This is a genomic window from Fimbriimonadaceae bacterium (assembly GCA_019638775.1).
Lineage (GTDB): Bacteria > Armatimonadota > Fimbriimonadia > Fimbriimonadales > Fimbriimonadaceae > JAHBTD01.
The window spans coordinates 53,355-74,136 of record JAHBTD010000001.1; the positions used below are offsets into that span (position 1 = coordinate 53,355).

Sequence of the window (20,782 nt, forward strand, 5' to 3'; positions counted from 1 at the left end):
CTTATGAGTCACAACAATTCGAACCCTCAAGATGACACTGTCAAGAACAAGGAGAGACGAAAATTCCTTGGGATCGCCGTCGGGGTCATCAACATCGCCCTGATTGGTGCGATTGTCGGGCCTGTACTCGGTTTCGTCGCTTCTCCTTTGAAGCGACGCAAAAAAGGAGAGTGGGTGGCTGTCCTTGATGACAGCCACCTAGCCCCCGGAGACGTCAAGGATGTCAGCTTCACGATGCGGATTCGCGACGGTTTTCAGGACGTGGATCGGCAATATACAGTCTTTCTACGCAAGTCGGACGACGGCGTAGTATGCATCGACCCGGCCTGTACACACCTCGGCTGTCGAGTGAAGTACCAATCTGATCAACACCGGTTCCTTTGCCCATGCCATGGCGGCGTTTTCAACCAAGATGGCGACGTCGTTTCCGGTCCTCCGCCCAGGCCGCTTGACAAGCATCCGGTGAAGGTTGAGGGCGGGAAAATCTGGATCTATAAGGAGGTTTAGGCAGTGTCAAAAATACTTCTCCCCCATGACGACAAAGAGCACACGCTATCCCCTGAAGTCCCCGCAGATAAAACTCGAGAGACCGAGACTGAAGAAGAGGAGCTGCGTCTTCGCCGGCCAAGTCTTGGCGACTGGCTTGATCTTCGCTTGGGTTGGTACGGGTTCGTTCGCAAGAATCTCGACGAGCCAATGCCCGCCGGTGTTGGATGGTGGCAAACACTCGGGAATTTGCTGTTAACCCTTTTGATGTTCCAGTTCATCACCGGCTTTGCACTGGCGATGTACTACACGCCGAGCACCGTAGGGGCGCATGCGAGCGTCAAGCACATCACGTATGAAGTGACCCTCGGCTCTTTCGTTCGTGGGCTTCACGTTTGGGGCTCAACCATCATCGTGATTGCCGTTGTGCTCCACACTTTGCGTGTCTTTTTCTGGGGCTCCTACAAGAAGCCCCGTGAGCTCACCTGGGTTGTTGGCGTGCTCATCTTCCAGGTCATTCTCGGCTTTTCGTTCACCGGCTACCTATTGCCGTGGGATCAGAAAGCGTATTGGGCGACGGTCGTCGGGACGAATATTGCAGGCACGATCCCAGTGATCGGAGACGACCTCATTCTGCTCGTCCGTGGTGGGCCGGAGGTCGGGGCGCTGACCCTCACGCGGTTCTTCTCACTCCACGTCATGTTCTTGCCAGCGATGCTCATGGGATTGATGGGCTTGCATCTGTACCTTGTACGCAAGCACCACATCGCTGGCCCAGTGAATCCTCAAAAGGGACCGCCCGTGGCGTTCTATCCCAACCAACTCTTTAAAGACGCCATTGTTCTGCTCTTTGGGGTTGGCTTGGTCATTTACCTCGCCATCGGTTTCCCGCCAGCGTTAGAAGCGATCGCCGATCCGACGGGAACCGACTTCTCCCCGCGTCCCGAGTGGTACTTCCTCGGCCTGTACGAGTTGCTAAAGATCATGCCTGCGGGATATGAAATCGTCGCAACTGCCATTATCCCAGGGCTCGTCACCATCGGCATGTTTGCCTTGCCTTGGCTTGATCGTTCAAAGTCGCGGCATCCGGCAAAGAGGCAATGGATTATCTATACCGGGACGGCCGTAATTCTCATGATCGGCTTGATGACTTTGAAAGGGATTTTGGAGACACCGCCCGAGCACAAAGCTCCACCCGTAGTAGGAGCTACTCAGGCTCCTTCGTCAATGCGTGAAGTAGCACCGAAATCACTGCCAGCGGAGGGCAAACAACCATGAAACGCCATAAAGTACTGCAACCATTTTCGCGCGACCACAACGTCGGGCTGGTTCTCGCGCGTCATCTCATCCAGAACCCCAAACAAGAGACTCTCGCCAAGTGCGTGCAGGTGTGGGACGATGAGATGAAGAACCACTTCGAAGAAGAGGAGTTGTTGCTTGTTCCGATGGCAAGCATCGCAATGTCGGCAAGACTTTTCAAGGAGCATGAAGATATTCGGGAGACGATTGAATCGGCTCGTGCGGGAACGCTTCCCGAAGCGAAGATACGCGATCTTGGCAAAAAGTTGCGGGAGCACATCCGTTGGGAAGAGAACGAACTCTTTCCTGCGGTTGAAAGAAGCGGGGCGATAGAGTCGATCTTGGAAGCAACGGATGCGATGGAGGCCCGTCGAAGTAACTCCCCCCACAGCCCGCGTCGTGGCGAGCTAGTGAGCAGAGGCCGTAACAATGCCGACCACCTCTGACCTGCCATCAAGCTTGAGGCGACAAAGCATTCAGGCAAACTCCTGAATCGGCCCCCACTCAACAGGGGGCTTTTTCATGTCTAAATCCTACTTAGGTCTGAGACTAAGCGCTGTCCATCTCCTCGCCGTCCCGACAGCGATGCCTCCCCCTTAGCCTCCCCCGTAGGAGGGTGGAGGTTGATGATCCCGCAATGGCCCGCACATTACTTCAGAGCAAGCTTGACAGCAGCAAAGATCAGAACGCATGCAAGGGCACGCCGCAACGTTGTATTGGGGATAGCAAACGCGCCTACGTACGAGCCCACCAGCGATCCACACAGTCCAGCAAAGGCGAAGACCCAAATCTGATTCGGAAGCGTTGCTCCCTGAGAAATGCGACCCGCTAACCCGATCGCTGAATTTGCCACGATAAAGATCGCTGAGCTTGCAGAGGTTTCCTTTGCCGTTGCCCAACGATGAAGGACAAGAATTGGGCTGAGAAAGATTCCTCCCCCCACACCGACCATGCCCGACAGCAACCCGATCCCTGCGCCAGCCGCAATACCGACAGGAACGCTAGACGGTCTTGTCGGCAAACCGTCATCATGCTTGCGAATGAACAACAGACGAACGCCCGCAATCAGTAGGGTAAGGCCGACGAGTGTAAAGTAAGCCGTGTCCGTAAGCTTGATGATTGAACCCACAAATGCAAGAGGCAAAGAACCGATCAGAAACGGCCAAGTAAGTCGCCAGTTAAAATGCTTCGCCAGGCTGTAGAGCACGAACGAGGTCCCCGCTACAACCAGGTTGATGGTGAGTGCGATTACCGCGATTTGCTTTGGTAAGAGGGGCGAGATCGCCAGAAGGCCGAGATAACCAGAAGCCCCGCCGTGCCCCACCATCGAATAGATCATCGCAATGACAGCGATGCCGGCAACAAACCAAAGAGAAAGATCAGCCATGACCTCTCCTTCCTGCTGTTTCGCTTGAGGATGTTCTGGACGACGTGTGTGGAGGGGTGGAGGCCAGCTGGCAATTTCCTTCAACACCACCCGCTAGGGACCGCACGTTCGTAAAGCCCCGTTCACGCAACATTTCAACGGCTCGATAGCTCCGCAACCCACTCTTGCAGACCGTTAGATAGGAGCGATTGGGATTGAGCCCTTCAATGCCTTCCTCAAATTTTGATAGAGGGAAATGCCGCCAATCATCGACGCCGAAGTCCAAACGCGGACGCTCTTCATCCAATTCTCGAACGTCCAATATCACTAAGTTTAAGGATTCTTCCTTGCTCAATTCGGACATGTCCACTTCGAGTGATAGTCGTGTGTGTCCTCCACATCCACAAACCGGACACTCAGGATTCCTCGGACGATCCAGGTGATGCACAGCATATGTCTGCAAATCCATCAGCAAGAGGCTACGGCTGAGTATGTCGGGAAAGCCGAGCAGATATTTGATCGCCTCATTGGCTTGCAGCGCTCCGAACACTCCCGGCACCACGCCGAGCACCCCAATCTCGGCACATGTGCCTACACAACCGTCTGTCGGTGCTTCGGGCCATAGACAGCTTAAACATCCTGCATTCGAGGATGGATCGTAGAGGTGAATCTGGCCCTCGAATCGGTGGATGCTGGCTTGAACGAGCGGTTTTGCGTGTCGAACCGCGAGATCGTTCAGCAAGAACTTCGTGCGGAAATTGTCGGTGCAATCGAGAACCAGGTCGTAGCCCTTGAGTAATGCCTCGGCGTTGCTTGGGGTCAGCCTGCACACATGTGCGTTAGCCTCGATAAATGGATTCTGTCGAGCGATGCGGGTGGCAGCGAGTTCAGCCTTTGGTTTACCCACGTCCGCAGCACCGAAGAGTGTCTGACGGTGGAGGTTTGTGGCATCGACCCGGTCAAAGTCACAAACGCCGATCGTCCCTACTCCTGCCGCTGCGAGATAGGGCAACGCCGCACAGCCCAATCCCCCCACCCCAACGACCAGCACACGGGCGTCACGTAGGTGTTGCTGCCCGACATCTCCAACTTCTTCAAGTCGGATTTGACGTCCGTAAAAAGAAGCCTCGTTGACAGGTGCGGCCGAGGGCGCCGCGTCAGCGCCTACCCAGCCCGAATCGCCATCAGCATAATGCTCTTTCTTCCAAATCGGGACCCGGCGCTTTAACGCATCCAAAATCCATTCGCAGGCCTCAAACGCCTCTCTGCGATGCGCCGCCGCTACCCCGATCCAAACGGCAGTTTCACCAATCTCCAATCTGCCAACACGGTGAATAGCCTCAACTGAAAGCAAGCCGAACCTCTCAGCTGCCTCCAAAAGGAGTTGCCTACCCTCGGCTTCAGCAAGGTCTTGGGGGGCCTCATATTCTAGCGCGAGAACTTCACGGCCCTGGTGATGGTCGCGAATCTTTCCCTCGAAACTGACGAAACCGCCTGCCCCCGCACAATGCATCACGACGGGTACAAGCGGTTCAGAAGTGATCCTGAACATCACTACCCACCCGCCACTGGTGGGATGAGGACGACACAGTCACCATCGGCAAGTCCTTGGTTCAAGTCTCCTAGCTTGCCGTTAACGCCCGCCCGAACCATATCGGGGCTTAAAGTAAATCCGTGCTTCACTCGGAGCTCGTTGTATAGCTCTTTGACATTCGTGACGTGGGCGCTGACTGTTTCGTGGCTAGCTCCGCGCTGCTCGCGAAAGATAGCGAAATATTGCACATCAACTTGAATCTCTTTCATCACTTCGACCTCCATGGCGTATGCACAAAACTGACAATGCCGCCAGCCTCAATACAATCGCTTTCCGGCGGCAACTTGATCCATGAGTTGGCGAAGGCAAGGCCACCGAGCATGTGAGAGCCACGCCTTTCGAGTGGTTCTAAAACCCACTCACGATCTCGCCAAACCGCGATCGTAGGCACAAACTCCAGACGACCCTTCTTCTTGCGGAGCGGCTTTGCCGTTCGGCCTTCAAACTCTTCGATCAGCGGATCGAGCCCTTGGCAAGATCGTAAAAATGGCTCCACGAGCACGGCAAACGTAACGAGAGCCGACATTGGATTTCCGGGGAGTCCGAAGACCGGAACGGTCCGTCCATCCTCCCGAAAAAGGCCAAAGTAGAACGGCTTTCCGGGTTTGATGGCAACGCCCCAAAACTCAGTCTGGATGCCAGCCTCTTTCATCGCCGATTTCACGGTGTCGTATTGGCCCACCGAAACCCCGCCGGACGTAATCACAACATCGTTGCGCATAACCAAGCCACCCAGCGCCGTAACCGTCGGGGCTTCGACATCGGGCGAGTGCACACGTTCAAAGCTTTCGATCCCTAACTCCCTCAGGGCCGCTTCGATGCCGTAGCTGTTGGATTCATAAATCTGCGTTCCGTGGAGTTCGTATCCAGGTGGCGTCAGCTCGTTTCCAGTAAAGAGCATTCCAACTTTCGGTCTGCGCCAGACCCGTATATCCCTTTTTCCCGAAGACGCGGCCATGGAGGCTCCAGCGGGATTCAGCAATGTGTTCGCAGGCAGCAGCTCTGTCCCAACTTCGTACTCCTCACCGGCGAACCGAATATGCTGGCCGGCACATGCACTTCCCGAAAGGCGAACCTGCGTCCCCTCCATGACGGCGTCCTCTTGCATCACAATGGCGCTCGTCCGTTCCGGAACACGTGCCCCCGTCAACACATAAGCGGCGACGCCCTCAGCGATGGGGGCTTCGGGTATGGGATCACCTGCGGCAACGGTTTTCCCAAGATCGAGCATCAAACTCCCCGACTCTTCGAGCTTCATACGATCCGCTTCACTTATCGCAAAACCATCTACGGCTGAGTTGTCGAATCGCGGCATCGGATGAACGCTAAACACTGGCTCCGACAAGACTCTTCCGATCGCTTGCGACAAGCCCACGCCCTCCGTTCCGAACGTGCGAGCACGGGACAGGATTGCGGCAAGCGCCTCTTCGTAGCTTAGGAGTCGGTCCTTAACCATGGGACGCACCTTCTCGCATAGAGAGGTAATGCTTGACGTACGGGAACAGACTGTCGAGTGCATCGCGGCATGCTCCCGGTGAACCTGGAAGAGCCAAGATCAACGTGCATCCTCGCTGGCCCGCAACGGTACGGCTGAACATCGCGAACGGAGTGCGCTGTCGGCTATAGCTTTGAAAATGCTCCTCAATCCCTTCTATGCGCTTGTCCAGTAAGGGCAAGATCGCTTCTGGAGTGAGGTCTCGGGGGCCGATGCCCGTTCCACCCGTGAGAAGGATGAGGTCGATCCCGTCGTCGTCAGCGAGTTTGCGTACTTGGTTTTGCAGCGCTTCAGGATCGTCCGGCAGTATTACAAGTCCAACGCCTTGCGCACCGAACTCCTCAAGTCCGGCTTTCAAGATCGCGCCGGATGTATCCTCCCGTTCGCCCTTGCTTGCAGAATCGGAAACGACAATGACAGCGGAGTGAAACGCCCCTGCAAGTCCATGGGCGAAGTTCGACTTCCCTCCCGTCTTCTCCACGAGCCGGACGCTATCAATCTCCATCGTATCGTCGAGCATCTTAAGCATGTCGTAAATGTTGAGAACTGCCGCCGAAGCCCCGGTCAACGCCTCCATTTCGACACCAGTTTTATAAATCGCCCGCACACTGACCGTGACCTCAATGCGATCCTCTTTAATTTCGAGATCCACACCAATTCCGTCGACAGGAATCGGATGGCAATAAGGAAGGATGAGGGGAGTGTTCTTCACGGCCTGAATGGCGGCGACCTTCGAGACGGGGATGGGATCGCCCTTGGGGACCTTTCCTTGGCGAATAATGGTGATCGTCTCTGGGGAGACGGTGATGACGGCTTTCGCGGTAGCCGTTCTCATTGTTGAAACCTTTGCGGATACGTCTTTCATATCAACCCCCGATCTGCACCATCGACCGATTCTCCAGTCTTTCAAGAAGACCCATTGGTGGATGCTCTTTCCACTTGCCCATCACACACTCACGAATAATCTCAGTCAATGCGTCATCTGAAGCGCCCGACCGCATCGCATCGCGAAGGTTCGTCTCCGACGTTGAAAACAGGCAGTTCTTCATTTGCCCGTCGGCAGTCAATCGGACACGATTGCACCCACTGCAAAAGTTGTGGGTCATCGACGTGATGAAGCCAATATTGCCTTCTCCATTCTCGATAGAAAATTCGGTCGCCACGGCTCCTGGGCAGGCGTCGATCGGCGCTAATCGATAGGCCGTCTCGATATCTCGCTTCATTTCGGCGAAGGGATACAGCCCGCCCGCTGACCATCCGTTCGCTTGGAACGGCATGAATTCGATAAAGCGCACCTGGATCAGCATGGTCCGAGCCAGCTCCACAAAGTCGAGAATCTCGTCTTCGTTCACGCCCTTCATTACAACCATGTTCAACTTTACGGGTTCAAACCCAACTTCGAGCGCAGCTTGAATCCCGTCCAAAACTTGAGACAAACCATCGCGCCGGCTGATCGAAAAAAAACGGTCTGGACGCAATGTGTCGAGACTGATGTTGACTCCCGAGATGCCAGCACCACGATACAAGGCAGCATGTTTTGCGAGGGCGATCCCATTCGTCGTGAGCAGGAGATCCTTGATGCCCTCGATCTTTGCGAGTGACCGAACAAGGTCGGGCAAGTCTTTGCGAACCGTTGGCTCTCCGCCAGTCAATCGAACCTTTGAGACCCCACACTCGGCAAAAATCGTTGTAAGACGAGCGATCTCTTCAAAACTCAGAATCTCTTCCCGGCTCTTGCACACCACACCTTCCTCGGGCATGCAGTACACACACCTCAGGTTGCAGCGATCAGTGACAGACACCCTAAGGTAGGTATGCACACGGCCAAACCGATCCGTAAGCGGAGCTCGCCGGGTGTGCAAATCTTTCGGTAACGCGTGTGCGGTCATTTTCCTAAACAGGACCTGAATGGGTGCTCCATAAATATCCGCCAAAAGATTCGGGCTGGCTATGACAGGAATCATAGATAGAAAAATCCAGGGCGCTAAGAATGTGAGGCATGAGCGGCAATCGCACTGCAAACCGCATCCTTTTTATCAACACACTTGCGTTCACCATCTGCTTTGCGGTGTGGACGATGTATGGCGTTCTGATCACCTTCCTCGTCGATAATCGCCTGTTGCTGCTCGACAAGGCTCAGATCGGCTGGCTGATCGGTATCCCCATCCTCACTGGCTCGCTCATGCGCCTTCCGATGGGAATTCTTACCGACCGTTATGGAGGCAAGCCGGTCTATATCGGCGTCATGCTTTTCGCTGCAATCTCGGCTTACTTGACGAGTTTTGCGAACTCATTTCTCGGGTTTATGATCGGTGGCTTGGCGTTCGGTATGAGCGGCGCCGCGTTTGCAGTTGGGATTGCTTATTCCTCGCTGTGGTTTCCGAAAGAAAAGCAAGGTACCGCACTTGGAATCTTTGGAATGGGCAATGCCGGAGCAGCCTTGACGACTCTTGCCGCGCCCCACATGCTCAAAGTCTTCACCGACCAAGGCAAGAACCTTGATGGATGGAGGACGCTGCCTCAAGTCTACGGATACGTTTTGCTCGCCATGACAGTGATTTTTGCGTTCACAACGGTGAACAAGCTGGACGAAAGGGCGGGCACTCGCACTATCATTCAAATGCTCAAGCCGCTCTCCGACATCCGCGTTTGGAGATTTGGCCTCTACTACTTCCTGGTTTTTGGCGCGTTCGTCGCGCTGGCTCAGTGGCTTGTTCCGTACTATCTCAACGTTTACGGCATGACTCTAGCGATGGCTGGCCTGCTCGCTTCTGTTTTCAGCCTGCCATCGGGCGTGATCCGAGCGTTAGGCGGCTGGGCCTCCGACAAGTTTGGAGCCCGGGCCACGATGTATTGGGTGCTTAGTTTGCTGGCAATCACCTTCTTTCTGCTTGTCGCGCCGAGAATGGATATCCGTTCACCGGGAGAAGGCATAATGGCGGATCGTGCGGGAACGGTAACCGAGGTTAGCAAGACCCACGTCGTGGTCGATGACAACATGTATGCACTGAAGGAACCCCCGGCAACGCCAATCAGTTCGGCGAAGCAAGGCACCATCATCTGGCCGACTTTTGAATCCTGGCAAGAACCAGCTGTATCGGTTGGGCAACAAGTGAAGAAGAAGGAGCTTGTCGCGAGAGGCGTGACACAGGTCTTTTTTCAAGCCAACGTTTGGGTCTTCACCGTACTCGTGTTCCTCGCTGGAATTGTGATGGGCATTGGAAAGGCCGCCGTTTACAAACATATTCCGGAATACTTCCCCCACGATGTTGGTGTCGTTGGCGGCATCGTTGGTGTGCTTGGTGGGCTAGGTGGATTCTTCTGTCCAATCTTGTTCGGATACTTCCTTAAGCTCACGGGTTTGTGGACGACATGCTGGCTTTTCCTGGGCTTACTCAGCGTCATCAGCTTGCTGTGGATGCACTTCACTATTTTGAGGATGGCGAAGAATCAAAACATCGAACGCCAAGGATAGGAGCTAGGTCGAAACCGAACGCAATCGGGAATCCTTCCTCGATTGGGGAAGCAGGCCATGAGTGGGTCTTTGCGACCGGCCGCGAGTTCACACAAGATACGCTGGCTTCCAACAGTCAAGAGGGTTTCAATGGATACTTTTTTGAATAGTATTAAGCCTTAGACTTCCGGTCGTCTTTGAATATCTTATTGGGTCAATCGGATCATTATCCCTTTAGAATTCTTGAAACATGACAGCCGTCATGGCTGCAAGATGCGCACGGGCTGAAACTTCATTGCAGGAGGTTTGCCGTGGACTCTGGCCACGCCCAAACCCAAGCTATATGAATAATGCTCATTTGCAAGATTGGCGCCCGGAAGATCAAGAATTCTGGGACTCGACCGGCAAAAGCCAAGCCTGGAAGACCTTGTGGATCACCACATTCGCTCTCATCCTTTCGTTTACGACCTGGTTTATGGTCAGTGCGATGGTAGTGAAGTTGACCGGCATTGGCTTTGGCTTTACGAAGTCGCAGCTTTTCTGGCTGAATGCGATGCCTGGCCTCTCAGCAGGAACTCTCCGTATCATCCACACCTTCCTGATTCCCGTCTTTGGCACTCGAAAGACGATCACATGGTCGTCCATCCTCCTTCTTCTGCCGTGTATCGGTTGGGGGATGGCAGTGTCGAATCCGAACACGAGTTACTCCACGTTTATGGCTCTGGGATTTCTCGCTGGTCTGGGCGGCGGCAACTTCAGCTCCTTCATGCCCAGCACATCGCTCTTTTTCCCGAAAAGACTTCAAGGCACCGCATTAGGGATTCAGGCGGGCATTGGCAATTTCGGCGTCAGCGTCGTGCAATTTCTTGTCCCCGTGCTGATCGGAATCAGCATGGTAGGGAGCTCTCAACACTTCGTCGATAAGAAAGCAGGCAAGGTCGTTAAGGAAACAGACATCTTCCTCCAGAACGCGGCTTTTATCTGGATTCCGTTCATCCTGATCGCTGGAGTCTTAGCGTGGTTCATGCTTCGAAGCGTTCCCGTCAAAGCCAACTTTCGCCAACAGCTTGACATCTTCAAAGACAAACATACATGGCTGATGACCTTGCTTTACTTCATGACATTCGGCTCGTTTAGCGGCTTCGCCGCCGCCTTCCCGCTCCTGATCAAAGAGACGTTTGGTAAATTTGAGGGCGCGCCGGAGCCGTTAAAGTACGCATTTCTTGGTCCGTTAATCGGCGCGGGCGTGCGCGCGCTTTTTGGACCGATTAGCGACAAGTTTGGCGGGGCACGCGTGACGATGATCAGCGCGATCGGGCTCCTAGGCTGTGCCATCGGGATCACAGCGTTCACTCGCCCGACCTCCCTGGATCAATGGCCTGGCTTCCTCTTCCTGATGCTCGGGCTGTTCTTGTTCAGCGGCATCGGCAACGCCTCAACGTTCAAGCAAATGCCCATGATCTTCCCTCCGCGACAGGCGGGTGGAGTGATCGGTTGGACCTCTGCAATTGCTGCATACGGTCCCTTCGTCTTCTCCGTAGCTTTCGGTGCGATCATCACGCGCACGGGAGCCCCGACCGCGTTCTTTTATGGCGCAGCCGTCTTTTATGCTCTGTGTCTGCTCGTGAACTGGTGGTTCTACACCAGAAAGGGCGCAGAGAAACCATGCTAACCCACCTAGCATGTGACGCATAGCGGGCAGCCCGTCTGGGCTGCCCCGAATTTGAAGCGAAAATGAACATTGGCAATACTCCGGTATGGGAATCGGGCGGAATCATCGCCAAGCTTGAGTGCCTGAATACGCTCGGCAGCGTCAAGGATCGGATCGCTCACTACATTCTGGTACGAAGCAAGAAGTTGGGACTCCTAAAAGCCGGACAAACGGTCGTGGAAGCGACCAGCGGAAATACTGGCATCGCGGTGGCCTATTGGGGACGAGAGCTTGGGCATCCCGTCACCATCGTCATGCCCGAGAACATGACAGAAGAGCGTAAATCGATCATTCGAGCACTCGGAGCCGATCTCATCCTATGCTCCGAAGAGGGCAGCTTTGCCGAGGCGGCGGAAATCCGTAATCGACTTGCAGAGGAGCGAGGCTGGTTCAACCCCGATCAATTTAGCAATCCTCTAAACGTCGAGTGTCACGAACAAACGACCGGTGCAGAATTGATCGGCCAGATCTCCGGCCGTGAACTGGATGCGTTTGTCGCGGGCATTGGCACCGGAGGCACGTTGGTCGGCGTTGGACAAGCCCTGAAACAGCACTACCCCGATATCTGTATCGTCGCTGTTGAGCCGGAAGAGTCAGCTGTGATGTCGGGCGGCGGTCACCGCGCTCACTCAATCTTCGGAATAGGCGACGGATTCATCCCACCAATCGCATCGAACGGCAACGGTGGGTTGAACCCAGTTATCGATAGCATTATCGTTGTGTCGTCAGCAGAGGCGCTTAGCGCCGCGCACGAACTACAGGAAAAATTCGGGCTGTGCGTCGGCATCTCGTCCGGCGCGAATTACGCGGCTGCCAAGCGACTGCGCAAGCGCTTTGCAACTGTCGCCACTCTCTTCGCCGACGGGTACTCCAAGTACGTCAGCCACGGACTCGTTGGATGTCAGGGTGTTCCATGTCCCTTCCTTTCGCTTTGTGAACAAAGGCAGGCAGAGCGAGCCGCCATTCTGCCCGGCTATGACAGCGGTCATGTTGTCGCACCCCAAGGTGACGCAGGATAGGAATACGATGAGTGTGCGCGAGCTTTATCCTTTACGCGTACTGCCTACCCAGGTACCGGAACGCGATCCAAACGGAAAAGCAAATGTTTGGATTTATCGACCCTTCTTTTTGGCAGGAATCCTGAGTGTCCTGACGGCGGGTTGCCTCCTCGGAGCGATAGCTCTGCTTGGCATTGCCCTTCAAGGTAGCTACACAACTAATATATGGACCCCCTATATCCTCGCCCACGCCAACTCTCAACTCTTTGGCTGGGTCGGATTCTTTATCATGGGGTTCGCACTGCAGCAGCACCCTCCGACAATCGCCCGTAAGCAGCTCTTTCATCGTCTGGCTTATGCGTCTCTCGGGCTCATGGGTTCGGGAATCGCGTTGCGGTTTGTTACGGAGCCGCTGACACATGTGAACCACGATCTGTGGGTGCCCGTTGGTATCGGTTCGTGCGTCTTGCAGACGATCGCTGTGTTGCTCTTTGTGTTAAATACCGGGATAACCCGACACCGACGCGGAACAGGCTTGACGTGGCAAACCACATTCGTCTTTGCCTCCTTGGCTTGGATGCTCATCGTCAGTGTTGCAGAGCCGTTTGCATTCGCCTTTTCGCACCAAGCGAATGCTCAAGCTTCTGTCACTTTTATTGCCGAGTGGTTTCCGGCCCTGCGTGAAGCCCAGTTTCTCGGCTTTGTAGCGATGATGATCTTTGGGGTGGCTCTCGTCAAGATGAACTCGTGCTTTGGTTTCCGAACTGCGTCTCGAAATGTTGCCCTATTCGGCTTGGGCGTTTGGACGGCAGGACTCCTCATGAGAATATTTGGCTGGCTGGCCTTCTATCGTTCGGGGATGGCTGCCGAGTCTGGATCGACCTACTATTACGGGGGCGCCGTGCTCGGTTCGGGAGCGCTGTTCATCGTTGCGGCTCTCGGTATTTTCGAGCGCCCGTCGTTGCATCTCACTTCCCATAAGTTCATCCGTGCTGCTTTTGCTTGGCTCATGATTGCAGGCTCGCTCATGGTGTTGGAACCTGCCCATCTCCTGCAAATATCCAGCCCGTTTTCACATGCCTACACCGGCGCAATCCGACATGCCGCAACCGTTGGATTTATCTCTCAAATGATCCTTGGTGTCGGCATCCATGTCGTCTCACGTCTGAACGGCCTTTCCGAAGAAAAGCTGCCAACGCTATGGAGCGTCTTTTGGCTTCTGAATCTTGGCAATGCCGCTCGTGTTGGTCTTGAGATCGGCACCGACTACACTGGACGCGCCTTCATCCCGATGGGATTCACCGGGTTTGTCGAGCTTACTGCTCTATCGATTTGGGCCTTCTACATGGTTTCCATCATGTTGCGGGGCCGCCGCCACAAGGTGTCTTATGCCTGCTAACTCCCATTCCGTCCATCAATTGATGAACGGAGTCCCCGAAAAACCGTCGGTGATCTCCGTTCTCGAAGCTTGCTCAATGCTCAACGCACTCACCGATGAGGAGCGGACAATCCTTGCCAAGGAGTCGTACGTGGCTTATGCGGAACGCGGCGAGTACATTTGGATCGCCGACTCCCCATCGCACTTCGTCGGTGTCGTGGGTGTGGGCTATGTGAAGATGACGCGCACAACACCGAGCGGCTCGGAAGTCGCGGTCGAATTGCTCGGGCCCGGGCAATGCTTTGGACTGATGGCAGCTCTTGAAGGCCGCATCTACCCCCTGAGTGCTTGTGCTGTGACCCACACGTGGTATCTGAAAATCCCAACGCGTGCGATCAATGCTGCTTACGCCGCCAACCCGAACATGAAAGACCAGATTCTGCGCTCTATCGCCCCCAGATTAAGAAAAGCACACGACATGATGGCTCGCCTCAGCACGGGGAGGATCGAACAGCGGCTCGCGGCTGTGCTTGCGATTCTTGTTGAATCTTACGGCGAGAACGTCCCCGAAGGCGTTCGACTGACGGTTCCACTCACCCGCCAAGATCTTGCGGAAATGGCAGGCACGACGGTTGAGACGGCGATCCGCGTGATGAGCCGATGGCAGAAAGCTGGAGTGCTTGATACAGATCACCAAGTGATCACGATTACGAACATGAATTTGCTTAACGAGGCGCTTGTTAGTTAGTCAGCCCTTGAAACTCTTCTGGGGTGTTTGCACTATGAACGCAGTGTGGATCAAGCCCCTCAGAGCGAAGCTCTGCAGCCTCGAACGGACGCACGTTAAGCAGATCCAGCCAAGACATGAGACTCGCTTTGCCTGCTGAAACAACTTCAGGAATCTTCAGGAAAGCAGTACGCCGGTAGAGAGCGCAAAGGGGCTGCATCTTGCCCCCGATCACAGGCATCGCCGCATCAAACACGCCCTCATTTTGGGCCTCGCCGGAGGCGCTGTCGATGCCCGTCCGCAATACGGGAACGATCCGGGGATCGAACCTCGGCATATCGCACGAGGCCACAAAGACAAATTCTGAGAATGGATCGTATCGTGAGAGAGCGGCGAGTGGCCCCCGAAACTCCTCGGCATCTGCGAGAAAATTGTGGCCGTGGATCGGTGATCGGCCAAGGATCGTCACACGGTGCCCAGTCGCTGCAATGATATCGGCAATGCGCTTCGCTTGCGGTTCGCCGCCAACCGTCAAGCCTGCCTTATCTTCGCCCATCCGCGAACTCGCACCGCCCGTCAAGACAATCGCTTCGATTGGCATAGTTACATATTGGCTCCTGTGAATTTGTTCGGCTATGACCAGAATCATAGCCGAATGCCAGCGGATGGGCGATCATCTGAATAACTATGAGCAAGCTGCCCAAACGCTACGTCCAATTCTTAGAGAAGTATCCTGATATCGCCCAAGCATATAAGTCGCTTGGAGATGCAACCGCCGCGTCGGGCCCTCTTGATGCAAAGACAAGAGCCCTCATCAAGCTATCGATTACCGTCGGCGCACGAATGGAAGGGGCTGCCCACAGCCACACTCGCAAAGCTCTAGAGGCGGGCTGCACACCCGAAGAAATCCGCCACGCGATCCTCCTCTCAACGACCACCATTGGATTCCCAAACATGATGGCAGCGATGTCATGGATCGACGATGTCATCGACAAAAAGGACGAGAGCTAAGAATGGTCATTCGAACGTCATACCGATCACAAGCGAACGCCTTCTTCGCAGGGCTCATTGCCGCGTTGCTGGTCATAGCAGGGATCTATTTCGGTTCAGGCAACTTAACGCGATTCGATTCGCCCTTGGCGGCCTATGCGGCAGCAACGGTTTTTTCCGCCTTTGCGATGGCATATCGCTACACGATGTGGGTTCAGCGGCCTGCAACATATCGCTATTTCGTTGCCGGCTGGAGGCTCTTTCTCAATCCAAAGCGGCTCTTTCCAAACATCCTTAAACTGGTCAAACTGTTCTGGAACAACATCGTCGTACAGAAGTTCATCGAGCGTCGGAGTAAGCAGCGATGGTTGGCCCACATCTGTCTTGCGTGGGGATGCATCCTCGCATTCTTCGTTACGTTTCCGCTGAGTTGGGGATGGGTTCAGTTCAGCATTGCGGCCAACGGAAAGGACTACCTTGTGGAGTTTATGGGCGTTCCCCAATTCTCCTTTCCCCCCGACAGCGTCATCGCTTTCTTCATGTTCAATGCCTTGAACATCAGTGCGGTGTTGGTCCTCACGGGTGTCGGCCTTGCCATGCATCGCCGTATCTTTGACTCGGGTGCCCAATCTGTCCAGACCCTTGCCAACGACTTCATTCCCCTGTTCCTGCTGTTTGCGGTTGCGGTTTCGGGGCTTATGCTTACGGCAAGCTATCGGTTGATGGGCGGATCGCATTTTTCGTTTATCTCTCTGCTCCACGCGTTCACTGTGATCCTTCTGCTGCTGTATATGCCGTTCGGCAAGCTGTTCCACGTCATCCAAAGACCCGCACAGCTTGGCGTGGCGTACTACAAAGAGGAGGGGCAGCAAGGCGAGCAAGTGGCATGTATCCGATCGGGGCAAACTTATCAATCAAAGCTCCACCACGACGATCTTGTTAATGTGATGAAGGAGATCGGGATGGATTTTGGCGATCACCAAAATCTCTCTCCCCCAGAAAAGCGCAAGTTGATAGCGTTAAATCAAGCCGCTGTGATCGATGGAGACCCGTTCGTTGGATAAGACTCCTGCCTTCTCAAACCTTTCCACTCTACTGGAAGAGAATCCCGCGACCGGGCCGTTATGGTCCGATGCTTGTGAAGATTTGAACTGCACTTTTGTCGCGTGGAATCCTGGGCAAAGCGTCCCTGCTCACGTCAATGTCGAGGTCGATGTCGTAATGACGGTGATCTCGGGTGTTGGTGAGCTGATTGTCGACGGGCAAACGATGCCCCTTTCAGCAGGCTTTTCAGTTGTGATTCCCAAAGGATCAGAACGCACAATCAGCGCGGGATCAGACCGACTGGCTTATCTCAACGTCCACAAACGACGACGACTGAACTTAAGCGATGCCGCCTCGCGCCCCCGATAACCAAACATCCACGTCAAATGAGAGTTTGCTCCCGCCAGACCTCAACAGTTGGAGGGCCATCTAATAACGTTCGCCATTCAGCTATCAGGTCACGAGATTGCGGATCTTCCTCAACCCTAACCTGATCCTTCGCATAGTCGTCCTCGGTTTCATATTCCACAACCTCAATGAAGGATTCAGGGTCGCCATCCTGCTGCAACAGACGCACTTTAATGCCACCCGGTTGTTCGTAACACGGAATCGCCCTAGATAGAAATGCGTGAAAGTCGTCAAGCCTTGACGACAAAACACGGATGCGAAGATGAAGATAAACAGGCACGATTAGATTCTATGAATCCGAGCTCATCCGGTCAACCCCTTTGAGCATCCAGATGTTTATTGCCAGAATAGCGAGGCTTGCTAAAGCCGCCGGGATCGCCATCGACGTGTGCCCAGCAAGGAGGTTCTCAAAAGCGGCGACGAACAACCAAAGCTGCAACAAAAGAAGGACCAGCTGGAAAAGCAGCATCCCCACAAACACCGCTGATTTTTGGCGTCGTCGATAATAGCCTGGCGTCTTCATGCCATTTCTCCTTTCGCTACTCCGACCGCCCAAATCTCGTCTCCCCGTACCTCCACCATGATTTTGGGTAAGGGATGCGGGGGCGGTCCTTGCAGCACCCGGCCGTCTTCGATGGAGAATGCGCCGTTGTGGCAAGGACAGAACAACCGATCATGGTCGGGCTGATAGTCAACGGGACAGGACAGGTGAGTGCACCGTCGTGAAAATGCAGTCCATTCACCATCTTTTTTGCGAACGAGAATGCAGAGATCGCGTGGTCTTGGATAACTAAATGCCAGGGATGTTCCAGGTTGAACGTCGCCGACCGTGGCGATCATCGCCGGTTCCATCGGACGAACGTCACGCGGGATTTTCGACCAAACTCCCACTGCCGCAGTACCAGCGGCAAGTCCGCCGCTCGCGAGCGTCAGGAACTTAAAAAACTCTCGTCGGCTTACGTAATGATCCTCTTCCCAATCCACTGGAAAATCTTCAATCAGCTTCTTGTCCATTATCTTTCAGGCTCCTATTTTTGAAGTCGTGAGTTCGTCAGCAGGTCGGATTTGCGGATCAGTGCATCCGCGCGGACTTCCAGCCGCTTATTGCCAGCGGGCATCATCAGATGTACTTTGGTCGTAATCTTCCGATCTCCAAAAATGAATTCATTGATCGGTGTGCCACCCCGCAGCTCGGCGATCTCTTCGGGGGTTCCAAAAAACAGCGCTTGTGAAGGGCAGACCGTCGCGCACATCGGCTTCTTCCCAACCGAAGTGCGGTCGTAGCACATGTCGCATTTCATCATTTGGTCGATTGCTGCGTCGTACTTCGGCACACCGAAAGGACACGCAAAGACGCAGTTCGAACATCCAATACACCTTGGTTTCAGCGAGCTTTGAACGACTCCATCGGGTGTGCGTTTGATCGCATCTGCCGGACAAACGGCTGCGCACGCAGGCTCGTCGCAGTGCATGCAGATGATGGGCGTGGTCTGCACGGTGTCCCCACGCTGGATTGTTTCCAGATGGATCATAGAAACACCCGCATGGGTATCGCATTCGGCGCAAGCTTCAACGCAGGCGTTGCATCCAATACACCGGCTCGGATCGATATAAAACTGACGTTCACTCATCGATCGCTCGGGCACTCCTCAACTGCATAACAAAATTCTGGCGGTAGGAGGGCGTGCCGTCTATGACCCGGATCATAGGTTAGATATTCCGCCCCTTTTAGTTGCAAATTACGCCGTATGACTGCCGTCATAGAATTCCTTTGAAGCACGGCCCAACCTAATCTCAGGGGCCACGCGCCTCGACAATAGGAGACCAAGGAATGATTTGGCTGTCACTCACGAACGACGTCCCGAAGCTAGACATAAAGTACACATTTGAGGAGCGGTCCCGCTTCGAGCGTCGGATCAATCGCGACTTTAACGACGCTCTTGGAGACGGACGGTCGGAGCTTCTCACGAGAGTCCGGCCAGGGTTTACGTTCACGTATGGCGATCGGATTTCTGGTGCCTTCCAATACCAGTACGCGCATTCCTTCCTTTGGCGTGATCGCATCAATAAAACTGATGAAAACAGCGATGCCAGCTTGGCCTTTGTCCGTTACAAGAACTCGGGTTGGACAACGACCATCGGGCGGCAGAAGATTAACCTCGGATCGGAACGATTGATCGGGTGCCTCGAATGGGCGAATGTCGCTCGGGCGATGGATGGCGTCCGATTTCAATCTAAGGATTGGGACTTTGCTGCTTTCAAGTTTGGCGTCTCTTGGCCCAGAATCTACGATGCTCGCGTTGGGTTTGTATCGCACCCCTGGCGACAGGGAACAACGAGCGCGATTTTCAAACACGACGAAACACCCTCAGGCGATGTCGACATCACGACTCTGACCCACGCTTACACTGGCAAAATTGCCGGGATGAATTTCGATTTTGAAGGCGCTCTCCAGGTGGGCGATAACGCAGGCAAAGATCAAGAGGCTTGGGCTTGGCACGTGGGACTTTCCAAATCACTAGACTCCCGCACCAAGCTATACGTCGAAGCCAATGCGGCGAGCGGTGGCTCTGACGCGGATACATCTCGAACGTTCGACAACCTGTATCCAACCAATCACAAGTTCTACGGCAGCATGGATATGCAGTCGTGGAAGAACATGAACGAGTTTGCGGTCCAGATCGACCACAAACTCAATACCAAAACCGACCTGCGGGCACGTTGGAGTTCCCTATCGCTTCGCGACCCGAGCGATGCCTGGTACGGTGCGGGCGGAGCACCTAACAAGCGTCCTGGCGGATCGTTCGTCGATCCAACCGGAACGAGCGGCCGAGACATTGGAAACGAGTTCAATCTCGAAGCGACCTACCGACTGAACAAGGTCTACACCATTACTGGAGGGATCGGCATCTTCTCGCCTGGCAAGTATGTGAAAAATGTCAACGGTGGAAACGCCGACCAACAGGCTTGGGGCTACGTTTCCATGCAAGTTCGATTCTAACCCCTTGAATACCCAGGCAAAGCGCCACCAGTCCAGAATGTCTCGGTCGTTACTTGCCTACAATCGCGACGAGTGCAGGCACATCGGTGATCGTGATGAGATGTTTGTCCGTGCTGACAATGCCTTCCTTTTGCCATCGGCTAAGCGTACGGATGGTCGACTCGGTGGTGGTTCCTGCCATCTCACCAATCTCCTGACGCGTGAGGGGGATCGTCAGCTTTACCGTATCGCCATCCTCCTCTCCGTAGGAATCGGCGAGGATAAAGAGCACGGCGCCGATGCGTTCATCCACCCGTCCGCTGCCCATGCGGGCCATCATGTCGAGGTTTTGCTTAAAGCGCCGGGAAAGACGCATCAACAGCCCGTTTTTCAGAACTAAGTTCCTTTCGTAGATCGGGTGAATCTCTCGCTTCGGCACGCGCAGATAGATTGCCTTGCTGATGGCGATCGCTGTTAATGGGCATCCTTGGCGATCTAAGGTCCCCATGAGGCCAAAAATCTGGCCGGGTCCCATTATCTCCAGGGTCACGTCGGCTCCACTGGAAACCCCTTTGACCATCTTGACGAAGCCTGTGCCCACAATGCCGAAGAAATCGACCTCGGCGCCATGAGTCCAGATGACTTCGCCACGAGCGACACGACAGAGCCGAGAATTCTTAGCTAAACCTTCGGACTCTTCGGGAGTGAGAGCATTGAATAGCGTGCTCGCTTGCAGCACCTCGCGAATTGCTAAATCTAATTTCTCCATCGCGTTTCCTTCAATCACTTTAACCAAATCGTCGTTGAATCCAGTATAACGGCTGCAATCCCACAATCATCCTCTTTGCTGTC

General features: G+C 54.5%; 24 protein-coding genes. 12 read left to right on the plus strand and 12 right to left on the minus strand.

Annotation, left to right across the window (positions count from 1 at the left end):
- Nucleotides 1-3: 3 nt before the first annotated feature.
- Genes KF784_00190 through KF784_00200 form a run of 3 tightly spaced genes read left to right on the plus strand, consistent with a single transcriptional unit; the run spans nucleotide 4 to nucleotide 2,231 of the window.
- Nucleotides 4-507 (plus strand): Rieske (2Fe-2S) protein, encoded by a 504-nt coding sequence (locus KF784_00190; GenBank protein MBX3117453.1) that lies wholly within the window; start codon nucleotides 4-6, stop codon nucleotides 505-507.
- A 3-nt stretch (nucleotides 508-510) separates the two neighbouring features.
- Entirely contained in the window at nucleotides 511-1,764 is a 1,254-nt protein-coding gene (locus KF784_00195) for a cytochrome b N-terminal domain-containing protein (protein ID MBX3117454.1), read from the plus strand.
- Nucleotides 1,761-2,231 (plus strand): hemerythrin domain-containing protein, encoded by a 471-nt coding sequence (locus tag KF784_00200; GenBank protein MBX3117455.1) that lies wholly within the window; start codon nucleotides 1,761-1,763, stop codon nucleotides 2,229-2,231. Before KF784_00195 ends, KF784_00200 begins: the two co-directional genes overlap by 4 nt.
- Nucleotides 2,232-2,434: 203 nt before the next feature.
- Here KF784_00200 and KF784_00205 read toward each other — a convergent pair whose 3' ends face one another.
- From KF784_00205 to moaA, 6 genes are read right to left on the minus strand one after another with little or no spacing between them, the layout of a single operon-like run.
- Nucleotides 2,435-3,172, minus strand: coding sequence for a sulfite exporter TauE/SafE family protein (locus tag KF784_00205; GenBank protein ID MBX3117456.1), 738 nt, complete (start codon nucleotides 3,170-3,172; stop codon nucleotides 2,435-2,437).
- Nucleotides 3,165-4,703 (minus strand): ThiF family adenylyltransferase, encoded by a 1,539-nt coding sequence (locus tag KF784_00210; protein MBX3117457.1) that lies wholly within the window; start codon nucleotides 4,701-4,703, stop codon nucleotides 3,165-3,167. The genes KF784_00205 and KF784_00210 overlap by 8 nt, the downstream gene beginning before the upstream one ends.
- A 2-nt stretch (nucleotides 4,704-4,705) precedes the next feature.
- Nucleotides 4,706-4,954 (minus strand): MoaD/ThiS family protein, encoded by a 249-nt coding sequence (locus tag KF784_00215; GenBank protein ID MBX3117458.1) that lies wholly within the window; start codon nucleotides 4,952-4,954, stop codon nucleotides 4,706-4,708.
- Entirely contained in the window at nucleotides 4,954-6,201 is a 1,248-nt protein-coding gene (locus KF784_00220) for a molybdopterin molybdotransferase MoeA (GenBank protein ID MBX3117459.1), read from the minus strand. The genes KF784_00215 and KF784_00220 overlap by 1 nt, the downstream gene beginning before the upstream one ends.
- Entirely contained in the window at nucleotides 6,194-7,075 is an 882-nt protein-coding gene (gene moaCB / locus KF784_00225; GenBank protein ID MBX3117460.1) for a bifunctional molybdenum cofactor biosynthesis protein MoaC/MoaB, read from the minus strand. The genes KF784_00220 and moaCB overlap by 8 nt, the downstream gene beginning before the upstream one ends.
- Before the next feature lie 31 nt (nucleotides 7,076-7,106).
- Nucleotides 7,107-8,129: a GTP 3',8-cyclase MoaA gene (gene moaA / locus KF784_00230; protein ID MBX3117461.1), complete on the minus strand. Its 1,023-nt coding sequence runs from the start codon at nucleotides 8,127-8,129 to the stop codon at nucleotides 7,107-7,109.
- Nucleotides 8,130-8,239: 110 nt separating this feature from the next.
- On the opposite strand from moaA, the gene KF784_00235 reads away from it, so the two are divergent.
- The 5 genes from KF784_00235 (at nucleotide 8,240) to KF784_00255 (ending at nucleotide 14,529) form a co-directional block, all read left to right on the plus strand.
- A complete protein-coding gene (locus tag KF784_00235) occupies nucleotides 8,240-9,715 on the plus strand; it encodes a NarK/NasA family nitrate transporter (protein MBX3117462.1) in 1,476 nt (491 codons plus the stop codon).
- Between the two features lie 337 nt (nucleotides 9,716-10,052).
- A complete protein-coding gene (locus KF784_00240; GenBank protein MBX3117463.1) occupies nucleotides 10,053-11,366 on the plus strand; it encodes a NarK/NasA family nitrate transporter in 1,314 nt (437 codons plus the stop codon).
- 62 nt (nucleotides 11,367-11,428) lie between these two features.
- Nucleotides 11,429-12,424, plus strand: coding sequence for a PLP-dependent cysteine synthase family protein (locus KF784_00245; GenBank protein MBX3117464.1), 996 nt, complete (start codon nucleotides 11,429-11,431; stop codon nucleotides 12,422-12,424).
- Nucleotides 12,381-13,802, plus strand: coding sequence for an NnrS family protein (locus tag KF784_00250; GenBank protein ID MBX3117465.1), 1,422 nt, complete (start codon nucleotides 12,381-12,383; stop codon nucleotides 13,800-13,802). The genes KF784_00245 and KF784_00250 overlap by 44 nt, the downstream gene beginning before the upstream one ends.
- Nucleotides 13,792-14,529 carry a Crp/Fnr family transcriptional regulator gene (locus tag KF784_00255; GenBank protein MBX3117466.1) on the plus strand — a complete coding sequence of 246 codons (738 nt, stop codon included), beginning with the start codon at nucleotides 13,792-13,794 and terminating at the stop codon, nucleotides 14,527-14,529. The genes KF784_00250 and KF784_00255 overlap by 11 nt, the downstream gene beginning before the upstream one ends.
- Here KF784_00255 and KF784_00260 read toward each other — a convergent pair.
- The gene (locus tag KF784_00260; GenBank protein MBX3117467.1) at nucleotides 14,522-15,109 is read right to left on the minus strand and encodes a molybdenum cofactor guanylyltransferase; all 588 of its coding nucleotides are present in this window, start codon (nucleotides 15,107-15,109) and stop codon (nucleotides 14,522-14,524) included. The genes KF784_00255 and KF784_00260 overlap by 8 nt on opposite strands.
- Nucleotides 15,110-15,195: 86 nt before the next feature.
- Here KF784_00260 and KF784_00265 point away from each other — a divergent pair, with 86 nt between their 5' ends.
- The 3 genes from KF784_00265 to KF784_00275 are packed head-to-tail and all read left to right on the plus strand — an operon-like array spanning nucleotide 15,196 to nucleotide 16,911.
- The gene (locus tag KF784_00265) at nucleotides 15,196-15,519 is read left to right on the plus strand and encodes a carboxymuconolactone decarboxylase family protein (protein ID MBX3117468.1); all 324 of its coding nucleotides are present in this window, start codon (nucleotides 15,196-15,198) and stop codon (nucleotides 15,517-15,519) included.
- Nucleotides 15,520-15,521: 2 nt separating this feature from the next.
- On the plus strand, nucleotides 15,522-16,562 hold the full coding sequence (locus KF784_00270; protein ID MBX3117469.1) for a hypothetical protein: 1,041 nt from the start codon (nucleotides 15,522-15,524) through the stop codon (nucleotides 16,560-16,562).
- On the plus strand, nucleotides 16,555-16,911 hold the full coding sequence (locus KF784_00275; GenBank protein ID MBX3117470.1) for a cupin domain-containing protein: 357 nt from the start codon (nucleotides 16,555-16,557) through the stop codon (nucleotides 16,909-16,911). The genes KF784_00270 and KF784_00275 overlap by 8 nt, the downstream gene beginning before the upstream one ends.
- A gap of 13 nt (nucleotides 16,912-16,924) precedes the next feature.
- On the opposite strand, the gene KF784_00280 is transcribed toward KF784_00275, so the two are convergent.
- The 4 genes from KF784_00280 to KF784_00295 are packed head-to-tail and all read right to left on the minus strand — an operon-like array spanning nucleotide 16,925 to nucleotide 18,581.
- Nucleotides 16,925-17,230: a hypothetical protein gene (locus tag KF784_00280; protein MBX3117471.1), complete on the minus strand. Its 306-nt coding sequence runs from the start codon at nucleotides 17,228-17,230 to the stop codon at nucleotides 16,925-16,927.
- A gap of 9 nt (nucleotides 17,231-17,239) precedes the next feature.
- Nucleotides 17,240-17,473, minus strand: coding sequence for a hypothetical protein (locus KF784_00285; GenBank protein ID MBX3117472.1), 234 nt, complete (start codon nucleotides 17,471-17,473; stop codon nucleotides 17,240-17,242).
- Entirely contained in the window at nucleotides 17,470-17,964 is a 495-nt protein-coding gene (locus KF784_00290) for a Rieske (2Fe-2S) protein (protein ID MBX3117473.1), read from the minus strand. Before KF784_00290 ends, KF784_00285 begins: the two co-directional genes overlap by 4 nt.
- Nucleotides 17,965-17,978: 14 nt before the next feature.
- Complete coding sequence (locus tag KF784_00295) at nucleotides 17,979-18,581, minus strand: 4Fe-4S binding protein (GenBank protein ID MBX3117474.1); 603 nt, start codon at nucleotides 18,579-18,581, stop codon at nucleotides 17,979-17,981.
- Between the two features lie 200 nt (nucleotides 18,582-18,781).
- On the opposite strand from KF784_00295, the gene KF784_00300 reads away from it, so the two are divergent.
- Nucleotides 18,782-19,951, plus strand: coding sequence for an alginate export family protein (locus KF784_00300; GenBank protein MBX3117475.1), 1,170 nt, complete (start codon nucleotides 18,782-18,784; stop codon nucleotides 19,949-19,951).
- 49 nt (nucleotides 19,952-20,000) lie between these two features.
- Here the strand turns inward: KF784_00300 and KF784_00305 are convergent, their stop codons facing one another.
- Nucleotides 20,001-20,699: a Crp/Fnr family transcriptional regulator gene (locus tag KF784_00305; GenBank protein MBX3117476.1), complete on the minus strand. Its 699-nt coding sequence runs from the start codon at nucleotides 20,697-20,699 to the stop codon at nucleotides 20,001-20,003.
- Nucleotides 20,700-20,782: the final 83 nt, after the last annotated feature.